Here is a 10,652-nt window from a genome sequence, read left to right as displayed (position 1 = left end):
CCGGGAAGCCCCGTCGCCCGCGTCGTCCGGGGCGCTCACGTCGGGCGGCTCCGGCGAGGGGGCCCCGCCCTCCGCGGGCTCCGGTGCGGCGTCGGGGGCCGGTTGCGGGGGCGGGGCGTCCGCCGTGGTCGCCGGTTCCTGCGGCTCTGTGCGGTCCATGTCGGCTCCCCTTCGGCTGTCGACTCCCGTTGGGCAGCCGTGTGGTCGATGTTGCGGGGGAGGACGAGGGGAACGGGTGTTCCGGTTGCGATCATGTGGCGCGGGGCGCCCGCCGTATGTGCCGGTGGCCGTCGAGGGGGAAGGCCGGCGGGGCGGCGGGGAGCAGGCCGGACAGCGGGAAGCCGCTCTTCTCGGCGACCCGGCAGGAGGCCGTGTTGTCGACCTGGTGCAGCAGGTCCAGGCGGGTCAGGCCCTCCCGGGCGAAGGTGGCGAAGGCCCAGTCGGCCAGGGCCGTCACGGCTCGCGGTGCCACTCCCCTGCCCCGCGCGTGGGCCGCCGTCCAGTAGCCGACCTCGGCCGTGGCGGCGGTCGCGCTCGGCCGCTTGAGCACGACATGGCCCGCCGGCCGGGCGTCGGACGCCTCCGTCTCCTCCACGGCGAACGCGAGGCGTTCGCCGGTCTCCCAGCCGCGCCGCTGCTCGGCCACCCAGCGCTCCGCGCTCGCCGTGTCGTGCACGGGCGCGCTCGCCCAGCGGCGCATCGCCTCGTCCTCGTACAGCTCGGCCAGGACGGCCGCGTCCTCGGGCGCCCAGGGGCGCAGGGTGAGGGGGCCGGCCGTCAGGCGGGCCGGGGCGATCGGAGTGGTGGGCACGGCGCGAGCGTATACGCACCGCGCCGACGGGCCGTCAGAACAGGCTCAGCAGCGCCTCCGCCGGGTCGGTGAGGGTGGTGTCCGTGCCGGGGAGGGGGAGCTCGAACCAGACCGTCTTGCCGCGGGGGGTGCGGCGGGAGCCCCAGGCCGCGCTGAGCAGGCCGACCAGTTGGAGGCCCCGGCCGCCCTCGTCGGTGTCGCGGGCGCGGCGGCGGCGGGGCTGGACCAGACCCGAGTCCCAGACCTCGCAGACCAGGGTGCGGTCGAGGAGGAGACGGAGTCTGATCTCCCCCTCGCCGTACCGCAGGGCGTTGGTGACCAGCTCGCTGACCAGGAGCTCCGTGGTGTCGACCAGGGGCTCCATGTCCCAGCCGGTCAACTGGGCGCGGGCGTACTCGCGGGCGCGGCCCACGCTGCGGGGCTCGCGGGGCAGGGTCCAGTCGCCGACGGACTCGGCGGGCAGCCCCTGGACGCGGGCCATCAGCAGGGCGATGTCGTCCTCGCCGTGGTGGGTGTCGAGGGTGTTGAGGACGTGGTCGCAGACGTCCTCCAGGGGTGCGGAGGGGTCCGTCAGGGTGTTCACGAAGGCCTGGAGTCCCTCGTCGAGGGGGTGGTCGCGGCTTTCGACCAGTCCATCCGTGTAGAGCGCGAGAAGGGCGCCTTCGGGCAGTTCGACCTCCACCTCCTCGAAGGGCTCGCCGCCGACGCCGAGCGGCATTCCGGGCGGTACGTCCAGCATCAGCGCGGGCTCGCCGGGTTCCACCAGGACGGGCGGCAGATGGCCCGCGTTGGCGAAGGTGCAGCGCCTGGTCACCGAGTCGTAGACGGCGTAGACACAGGTCGCCAGGTAGACCTCGGAGAGGTCGGCCTCGCGGGGGCGGCGGGCGGCCCTGGTGGCCTGCTGGACGCCTCCGGGGGCACCGAGGCCCCGGGCGATCTCGTCCAACTGGGAGAGCACTTCGGCGGGTTCCAGGTCGAGCTGGGCCAGGGTGCGTACGGCGGTGCGCAGTTCGCCCATCGCGACGGCCGCGCGCAGACCGCGCCCCATGACGTCGCCGACGACCAGCGCGGTGCGGTGGCCGGGCAGTTCGATGACGTCGAACCAGTCGCCGCCGACCTCGCTGGGGCGGCCGGTGGCCACGTTGCCGGGCAGGTAGCGGCAGGCGATGTCGAGGCCGGACGCCTCGGGGTCGCCGGGCGGGAGCAGGGAGCGCTGCAGTATCAACGCGCGTTCGTGCTCACGCCGGTAGAGGCGGGCGTTGTCGATGCAGACGGCGGCGCGGGCGGCCAGTTCCACCGCGAGTTCGCGGTCGCGGTCGCCGAACGGCTCGCTGCCCTTGGTGCGGGCGAACTGCGCGAGTCCCACGACCGTGTCGTGGGCGACCATCGGCACGGCGAGCGTGGACTGCACCAGGCCGCCGTCCCCGCCGGGGACGCTCTGCGGGCGGGCGGTGCGCAGGGCGTCCGCGCAGGGCGAGTTGAACGGGTAGTGGTGGACGGCGCCCAGCTTCACCGGCTCCCCGGTGACGCTGAACGGCGCGTCGGACACGGCGCTGGCGAAGGCGACGCGACGGACCTCCGCGCTGCCGTCGGCGAGCCCCGGCGGGGTCTCGTCACCGGCCAGCAGGCCCTGGTACAGGTCGACGGTGGCCAGGTCGCAGAAGCCGGGGACGACGACGTCGAGGAGTTCGCGGGCGGTCGTCTCCAGGTCCAGGGAGTTGCCGATCCGGGCGCCCGCGTCGTTGAGGAGGGCGAGATTGCGCCGTGCGGCGGCGGCCTCCCGGGCGGCCGCGCGGCGGGCGGTGATGTCGGTTCCGAGCCAGGCGATGCCGATGGGCCGGCCGCTGCCGCTGTGCACGCGGTAGAGGTTGACGGACCAGTGGCGGCGCTCGTCGGAGCCCGGCACGAAGCCCGTGACGTGCATGTCCGTGATGGAGTCGCCGGACTCCAGGACCCGGCGCAGGGTCGCGGCGACCCGCTCGGCCTCCCCGCGCGGCAGGTAGTCGTGCACGCCCTTGCCGCGGTGGTCGTCGGGGGTGCCGCCGAAGATGGACGCGAACCGCTGGTTGGCACGGCGTACCCGCAGGTCGGGGTCGATCAGCAGGAAGCCGAACGGAGATTGGCCGAATATGGCCTGCGAGGCGGCGAGGTCGGTCTCGATACGGCGCAGGGTGCGGACGTCGACGACGATGCAGACGGCGGCCTTCTCCCCCTCCTCGGTCCGCGTCGGCATGACGTAGACCTCGGCGAGGCCCTCCCGGTCGCGCTCGTCCGCCACCATGGCGGCCGGCAGCCGGAAGGGCACCACTCCGGTCCACTCCCGGCCGTCGAGGATCTCGGCCATCTTGCGCTGGCCGCGCTCCCGCCGGACGGGCTCGATGAACGCCTCGATGGGGTCCATGCCGACGGCACGCTCGGCGGGGATGCCGAAGATCTGCTCGGCGCGCAGGCTCCACTGGTCGACCAGCCCGTCCGGGCCGATGGAGAAGGAGGCGACCTTGATGTAGTCGTAGATGGAGCCGGGCGGACTGCTCTGCCACATCGCGTCGGCGGACGGAGCATCGCCGAAGACGGGGCCGTCCGCGGCCCCGCTCCTCGCGCCACCCGACGAGTCCTCGGACTCCGTGGCCTTCGCTGGTATCTCGCTCACGCGAACCGTCCCCTCCAGCTCACCGCGTCCGGCACCGGTCACCGGGGGCGGCTGCCCGCAGTATCCAGCACTACGGCGCCGCACAACACGGTGTTCACGATCACAGCACGGTCCCGATGCTTTTCGGTCCGCGCCGTGAGAACACTTCCAGTCTTCTAACCAGCGGACACGTCGTCGAACCCCCCTCTTCGACAACCTCCACAGCCCTCAACCGGTCACTCGACGGAAGTGGCGGGCGCGTACACCGTGAACGGGCGTGCGATCCCTCATCTCGGCACCGAGAGTTCGAACCACACGGTCTTGCCGGGGGCGCCCGGCCGGGTGCCCCAGCGGTGGGAGGCGGACGCCAGGAGCTGAAGCCCGCGCCCGCCCTCGTCCTCGGGGCGGGCGGCGCGTTCGTGCGGGGGCTCGGGGAGGGGGTCGGAGACCTCCACCAGGAGGACACCGGTGTGGCCCGTGGGGCGTGTCAGGCGTACGCCGACGGGGGCGGTGGCGTGTCGCAGGGCGTTGGTGACCAGTTCGCTGACCAGCAGGGTCGCGAGGTCGCCGACGCTGTCGAGGTCCCAGAGGCGCAGTTGGTCACGGACGGCGCGGCGGGCGGCGCGCACGGTTCCGAGGTCCGCGGAGAAGGTCCACGCGGCGTGGTCGCCGTCGCCGTCGAGCACGCGGATCACTTCCCCGCCGAGGGAGTCCACCCATGTCCGGTTTCATGGGGTTAATGGGCACATACCCGATATCCCGGACGGAGTACCGCGCTCGACGGCGCATCGTGGCACGAGCGGCGTGGAAGGGCGCCCACGCACCGTCACCCCTGCCTCCGCACGCCGGACTCACGCTTCACACGCTCTCCCGGAGGCCGAGGTGGGCGAGGGTGTCGCGGACGGCGGGCACGTCGTGGTCGAGCCAGTCGACGTCCCGGATCCGGTCGGGGGTGAGCCAGCGCAGCTCGTCGTGGTCCTGCAGGGGCCGGGGCGCGGCGGATCCGGGGCGCAGCCGCGCGGTCCACACCCGCATCACGTACGGCGTTCGCAGCGGCCACTCCCCCGGGACGCGCTCCACGGCCTCGGCGTCGATCCCGAGCTCCTCGCGCAGTTCCCGCACGACGGCCGCCTCGGGGGTCTCGCCCGGCTCGACCTTGCCGCCGGGCAGCTCCCAGCGCCCGGCCAGTTCGGGGGGTGCGCTCCGGCGGGCGGCGAGCAGCCGCCCCTCGTGCCACAGGGCCGCACCGACCACCACGATCCGCTCGCTCATGCGCCGGAGCCTACGGGAGGTGCGGGCAGGGGCCCGCCGGCGGTCCGGGTCAGTCGGCGGACGTTCCGTTCTGACCGATCCGCTCGACCCAGTAGAGCTGCTTGTGTCCGCGCCCGTCGAGGCTGTCCGCGATCCTCTCGGCCTCGGCGCGGGTCGCGTACCTGCCCACTCGGTAGCGATTGCCGTTGTCGTCCTGACGCACGACGAGCCAGGGGAGAGTCACCGTGCCGTCGTTCATCGCTCCCCTCCGCTTCCCGTCCGTGGCCGGTGCCGCACCCCGCCCGATAACGAAACCCCAGTCCGCATATGCCCGAGCCTACGCCTTACCTTCACTGAGCGAATACGCCTTTTCACAAAGAGGCACGCAACCAGCCAGAACGCAGGGGGCGCACGGTGGCGGACGCGCCGTGCGGGGAGGCCGACACGTCCGGTCAGCGGCACGACGCCCGGCACGCCGTGCTCCGGGGGCGACCTGGGAGAACGGCCAGATTGCTACGGCACGGGGGCGACGGCGCCCCGGGTGGGGCGCCGGAGCGGAGGCGGACCGGGGGCGCGGAAGGGCGCGCGAAGGCGCGCGAGGATCACCCGGCGGGGGTCCCGACGGGAGCGCGGAGGGCCGAGGACCAGGTCCCCGGGGAGGGAGTGACGGGGCGGGCGGGGCCGTCCCGTCGGGTTCGCTACTTCACCGGGAGGTGGTAGGCGGCCCGGTAACGGTCGGCGGGGATGATCACGTCGGCGGTCTCGACCGGCCGGCCCGAGGCGAAGTAGGTGCGCTCGATGACCAGGACGACGTGCCCGGGCACGCCGCCCAGCAGCACCAGCTCCTCGGCGAGGCCGGGACGTGCGCCGACCTCCTCGGTGACGTTGTCCACGATCACGTCGATGGCGCGCATGCGCTCGACGACGCCCATGCCGCCGAGCGGCCCCTCCTCGGGCAGCATCACGGGGGTCCGGCCGGTGAGGGCGAGCGGCTCCCAGGAGGTGGAGAGCATCATCGGCTCACCGGCCTCCCGGAAGAGGTACCTGGTGCGCATCACGCGGTCGCCGGGTTCGATGCCGAGCCGCTCGGCGACGGCGTCGGGGGCCTCGGCCTGCTCGCTGCTGGACTCCCAGGTGCCCCGGACGCCCGCGTCGGCCTGCTCCTGACGGAACGGCGTGGCCCCCCGCTCCGGACGGAACCCGGAGCGGGCGACCCGCCGGGGCACCGGACGCTCGCGCACATACGTCCCCGAGCCGGAGCGGCCCTCGACGAGCCCCTCCGCCATGAGGACCTTGCGCGCCTCCAGCGCGACCGTGTCCGAGACGCCGTACTCCTCGCGGATCCGCGCCTGGGAGGGGAGCCGCGTGTGCGGCGGCAGTCGGCCGTCGACGATCTTCTTGCGGAGATCACCCGCGACGCGCAGGTACGCCGGCTGCTCACCGAATGTCACGGGCCGCTCCCATCAGGTTGTACAGACAGCAACAGCGTGGCAACCGTAGGTTGTCCCAGGCAAGCGAAGGCCAGAGAATCACTCGATGTGATGACATCTGCCGGGTAAGGGCTTTACGCAGGCACTTTCTCCCCGCTATGGCGGCTCTCACACCTTCATTCCACCGTCGCCGGTGTCGCGCTCGGCCTCCTCGTCGTACTCGGGCGGTGTGGAAGCCAGCCCCAGGGCATGGCGCGCGGTGACCGAGACATAAGGGTCGGTCACCTCCCAGCCCGCGTCGGCGTGCTCGATGTACGTGTCCGCGTCGTCGGCCCCGGCGGCCTTCGCCCACGCCCCTTCCGCCTCCTCCAGGCCGGCGGCGAGGTCCCCCACCGCCTTTTCGGCACCGGCGGGTCACTCGTGCGCACGCAGCATCCGGACCTCCTCGGCGAGCGCGTCCGCGACCTTCGCCGCCCACTCCGTGTGTCCCGGCAGGTCGTCCTCGGGGTACTCCGACCCGGGGGACTCCTCGAGCGCCGCGTCGAGGACCGCCTCGGCCTCCAGATAGGCCAGTTGGTGCGCGTCGAGAGTGGTCCCGTCCCGGCGCAGCGACCCGGTGAGGGTCTTCCGCGGGTCCCGGTCGCCGAAGACGCAGACGATCTCGCGGTCGCCGAAGCGCCAGCTCTCCCGGGACGGGACGAGGTGGTACACGCCCACGGTGGCGGGCAGCGCCCAGCCGTCCATGACGTAGGCGTCCCGGAGGTCGTGGCACCGCTCGTCGGCGGTACCGGTGAGCCCGTCGTCGCCCGGATAGCGGTCGCCGGTGAGGCGGACGACCGCGAAGACCTCACCGTCGTGCTCCCGCGCGCAGGGCACCCGGTGGGCGTCGGCGGTCCAGCCCTCCAGCCCGCCGGGCGAGTCGAAGCACTCGCCCTTGGCCAGGGCGAGGACGCTGTCGCCGCGCACCCCGTCCTCGACGCCCTCCCAGACGTCGGTCAGGACACCGGAGGCGAGGGCCGCCACCCACAGCGCGAGCCCGAGCGACGACAGCGCGGTTCCGGCGATCGCCATCCCCCGCCCCCGCTCCCCCCGCCGCTTGATCTGCCGCAGCGCGACCAGCCCCAGCACCAGCCCGGCGGCCGGCACCAGGCACAGCACGCCGAACACCAGGGCGGCGACGGCGACACCGTTGACGACGGCCGGCGGCCGGGGACCGTACGGCCCGTAGAGCCCGTACGGCGCGAGGCCGGATTGTCCGCCGTAGGTGAACTGCGGCGGCGGATACGGGACCTGGCCCCGGGGCGCGGGGGGCTGGCCCTGGGGTTCCTGTGGGGGCCCGTGGGGCGGAGGTATGGACACGGGCCGCATCGTAGGCGCGGGACGGCGCGCCCCGTCCCCGGGGCACCTGCCCCGGGGACGGGGGTCGTGCGCGGTGAGCGGTGCCGTCCTCAGGGGCTAGAACTGCAGGGCCCAGCCGTTCAGCCGCCCGCTGTCCCACCACGCGTTGTCGCTGACGCGCAGCTTCCAGGTGCCGTCGGCCGGCTCCGCGGAGGCGTCGACGGTGTAGGTGGTGTCGATGTCGTCCGCGCTGCCGCCGGTGCCGTACGACTTCAGCGTGTACGCCGTGCCGTCGGGGGCGATCAGCTGGACCTGGAGGTCGCCGATGTAGGTGTGGGTGATGTCGACGTCGACGGCCAGGTTCGAGGGCGCGTTGCCGGAGACACCGGAGACGGTCACCGGGGACTCGACGGTGGAGTTGTCGGAGATGGTGACGTCATCGGTGTTCTCGAAGCGGTCACCGGTGGGGGGCGGGGTGGTGTCCCCTTCACCCACGAACAGCAGGCGGTCGGGCGATCCGCTGCCCGGGTTGCCGACGACGCCGGTGGTGGCGGCGGAGGTCAGCGCGGAGGAGACCTGGGCGGGGGTGGCCGAGGGGTTGTCGGCCAGGTGGAGGGCTGCGGCCCCGGCGACGTGCGGGCTCGCCATGGACGTACCGGAGATGGTGTTGGTGGCCGTGTCGCTGGTGCGCCAGGCGGAGGTGATGGAGGAGCCCGGTGCGAACAGGTCGAGGACGGAGCCGTAGTTGGAGTAGCTGGCGCGCGCGTCGCCGGAGGTGGTGGCGCCGACGGTGATCGCCTCGGTCACCCGGGCCGGGGACTTGGTGGATGCGTTGGTGGACTCGTTGCCGGCCGCGACGACGAAGGTGACGCCGGAGGCCACGGCGCCCCGTACGGCCGCGTCGAGGGCGCTGTCGGCGCCGCCGCCGAGGGACATGTTGGCGACGGCCGGCTTGACCGCGTTCCGCGCCACCCAGTCGATGCCGGCGACGACCTGGGCGGTGGTGCCCGAGCCGGAGTTGTTCAGCACCCGGACGGCGACGATCTCCGCCTTCTTCGCCACACCGTGGGAGGTGCCCGCGACCGTGCCGGCGACGTGGGTGCCGTGGCCGTGGCCGTCCTGGGCGGTGTTGTCGTCGTCGATGGCGTCGTAGCCGTCGGAGGCACGGCCGCCGAAGTCGCTGTGGGTGATGCGGACGCCGGTGTCGATGACGTACGCCGTCACGCCCTCCCCGGCCGAATCCGGGTAGGTGTACGAGCTGTTGAGCGGGAGGTTCCGCTGGTCGATCCGGTCCAGGCCCCAGGAGGGCGGATTCGGCTGGGTGCCGGTGACGTGGAAGGTGCGGTTCTGGATCACGGAGGCGACGGCCGGGTCGGCGGCGAGACGTTTCGCCTCGGTCTCGGAGGCCTCGACCTCGTAGCCGTTCAGGGCCTTGGTGTACGTGCGCTCGATGTCGGCGCCGTACTTCTCCGCCAGGGCGCGGCCCTCGGCGGAGCCGGAGCGGGCCTCGTCCGCCTTCAGGGTCACGATGTAGCTGCCGGCGACGGCGTTCGCGGCGCCCGCGTACTGGATGCGGCCTTCGGGTGCGGCCGGGGCCGCGCCCGCGGGGAGGGCGGAGACGAGACTCGTGACGAGGGCCGCGGTGGTCGCGGCGCCGAGGGCGGCCAGTCTTCGCCGGGGGTGACGCATCACTGTCATGTGAGGGTTCCTCCTCAGTCGGTGGTGCGTGTGCTGTGGGGGTTCCGTGCGGTCGACGCACGTGCCGCGCGGGTGGCGAAGCGAACCGGCCAGTGACAGGATCATGTCAAATATGGTGACCGGGTCCGTGCGTCAGCCGAAAGATTGAGGGTTCCACAGGAATTGCACAAGGGCCCTGCACCGACGTTGTGGCCGCGTCCCGGACGGCACGGCGACGGGCGGCCCGCCCACCGGGGGCGGGCCGCCCGGTTCCGCACGGGCCCCGGTCAGTCGTCGAAGGCCGTGGCGCGGGCGCGCTTCTCCCAGGCCAGGACCTCCGCACGGACCTGGTCGAGGTGCGCGAGGATCCCGTCGACGCCGTCGGCGCCGAGCGGCAGCCGCAAGGGGGTGTCCGCCGCCTCCAGGGCGGCCAGGATCAGCTCCGCCGCCTTCGCGGGATCGCCGGGCTGGACGCCGTCACCGCCGGCGACGGCGGAACGGGTCTCGCCGACCTTGGCGTAAACGCCACTGTCCGGGCTGGCCCCGGCCCGGCTCGTCTCGAACAGACCGGTCCGGAACGCCCCCGGCTCGACGATCAGCACCTTGATGCCGAACTCCCGCACCTCGTCCGCGAGCGCCTCCGACATGCCCTCCAGCGCGAACTTGGTTCCGCTGTACGCCGCGAAACCGGCGAAGGAGAGCTGCCCGCCCATGCTGCTCATCTGCACGATCGCCCCCGAGCGCCGCTCCCGCATGCTCGGCAGCACGGCCCGCACCAGCGCGGCGGGGCCGAGGACGTGCACGTCGAACAGTTCGCGCAGCTCGTCGTCGGCGGTCTCCTCGAACGCCCCGACATGGGTCCGGCCCGCGTTGTTGACCAGGACGTCGATCCGGCCGTGCCGCGCCACCACGTCCCGCACCGCGGCCTCGGCGTCCTCGACGTCCGCCACGTCCAGGCGCAGCGACTCCACCTGGTCGGGGTGGGCGGCGACCAGATCGTCCAGCAGCTCGGGCCGGCGGGCCGCGCCGATCACCACGTCGCCGGCGGCGAGGGCCGCCTCGGCGATCGCCCGCCCGAACCCGCTGCTGGCTCCCGTGATCAGCCACACCTTGTTCATTCCGGCTCCTCGTGCCTCGCTTGCCCCTCGGTCTGCGTGAACCACCCTGCCTTCAGGACGGGTTGCCCGTCCAAGACCTACGCTGACAACCGATGGTTATGAGGACGGACGTTCACCTGCGGGACCTGCGCTACTTCCTGGCCGTGGCGGAGGAGCTGCACTTCACCCGTGCGGCCGAGCGCGTGTACGTGTCACAGCCCGCGCTGAGCAAGCAGATACGCGCGCTGGAACGGCAGCTGGGCGTCGAGCTGTTCCGGCGCGACCGGCGGGGCGTGGCGCTCACCGCCGCCGGTACGGCACTGCTGCCGCACGCCCGGCGCGTACTGGAGGGCTGGGAGGAGGCGGCCACGGCGGTGGAGCGGGCGCGGGCGGCCCGGCGCAGCACGCTGGTCGTGGGC

Annotated in this window: 11 protein-coding genes; 1 reads left to right on the top strand and 10 read right to left on the bottom strand. The window is 73.4% G+C overall.

All coding sequences use genetic code 11. The annotated features are described in order from the left end of the window. Window positions 1-250: 250 nt before the first annotated feature. The 10 genes from B7767_RS16295 to B7767_RS16255 all read right to left on the bottom strand — a co-directional run bounded on the left by B7767_RS16295 (window position 251) and on the right by B7767_RS16255 (window position 10,254). A complete protein-coding gene (locus B7767_RS16295; RefSeq protein ID WP_085572824.1) occupies window positions 251-811 on the bottom strand; it encodes a GNAT family N-acetyltransferase in 561 nt (186 codons plus the stop codon). Between the two features lie 34 nt (window positions 812-845). Beyond that, window positions 846-3,461: a SpoIIE family protein phosphatase gene (locus B7767_RS16290; protein WP_085572823.1), complete on the bottom strand. Its 2,616-nt coding sequence runs from the start codon at window positions 3,459-3,461 to the stop codon at window positions 846-848. A gap of 266 nt (window positions 3,462-3,727) precedes the next feature. Continuing rightward, on the bottom strand, window positions 3,728-4,156 hold the full coding sequence (locus B7767_RS16285; RefSeq protein WP_085572822.1) for an ATP-binding protein: 429 nt from the start codon (window positions 4,154-4,156) through the stop codon (window positions 3,728-3,730). Window positions 4,157-4,298: 142 nt separating this feature from the next. Further along, window positions 4,299-4,712, bottom strand: coding sequence for a (deoxy)nucleoside triphosphate pyrophosphohydrolase (locus B7767_RS16280; RefSeq protein WP_085572821.1), 414 nt, complete (start codon window positions 4,710-4,712; stop codon window positions 4,299-4,301). A gap of 49 nt (window positions 4,713-4,761) precedes the next feature. Further along, complete coding sequence (locus B7767_RS16275; protein WP_030859980.1) at window positions 4,762-4,950, bottom strand: hypothetical protein; 189 nt, start codon at window positions 4,948-4,950, stop codon at window positions 4,762-4,764. Between the two features lie 439 nt (window positions 4,951-5,389). After that, window positions 5,390-6,142 (bottom strand): GntR family transcriptional regulator, encoded by a 753-nt coding sequence (locus B7767_RS16270; protein ID WP_085572820.1) that lies wholly within the window; start codon window positions 6,140-6,142, stop codon window positions 5,390-5,392. A 147-nt stretch (window positions 6,143-6,289) separates the two neighbouring features. After that, entirely contained in the window at window positions 6,290-6,514 is a 225-nt protein-coding gene (locus B7767_RS49095) for a hypothetical protein (protein ID WP_306297964.1), read from the bottom strand. A 21-nt stretch (window positions 6,515-6,535) separates the two neighbouring features. Continuing rightward, entirely contained in the window at window positions 6,536-7,480 is a 945-nt protein-coding gene (locus B7767_RS16265; RefSeq protein ID WP_306297963.1) for a DUF4190 domain-containing protein, read from the bottom strand. Window positions 7,481-7,576: 96 nt separating this feature from the next. Next, window positions 7,577-9,157, bottom strand: coding sequence for a S8 family peptidase (locus B7767_RS16260; RefSeq protein ID WP_085572819.1), 1,581 nt, complete (start codon window positions 9,155-9,157; stop codon window positions 7,577-7,579). Between the two features lie 266 nt (window positions 9,158-9,423). Continuing rightward, window positions 9,424-10,254, bottom strand: a complete 831-nt coding sequence (locus B7767_RS16255) for an oxidoreductase (RefSeq protein ID WP_085572818.1) — start codon at window positions 10,252-10,254, stop codon at window positions 9,424-9,426. A 92-nt stretch (window positions 10,255-10,346) separates the two neighbouring features. On the opposite strand from B7767_RS16255, the gene B7767_RS16250 reads away from it, so the two are divergent. Beyond that, the coding region (locus B7767_RS16250; RefSeq protein WP_143652496.1) for a LysR family transcriptional regulator at window positions 10,347-10,652 on the top strand (306 nt) is incomplete at its 3' end.

It is taken from the genome of Streptomyces sp. 13-12-16, from assembly GCF_002114215.1.
In the GTDB taxonomy this organism is placed as follows: domain Bacteria; phylum Actinomycetota; class Actinomycetes; order Streptomycetales; family Streptomycetaceae; genus Streptomyces.
This window is presented reverse-complemented; position numbering and strand designations above follow the sequence as displayed.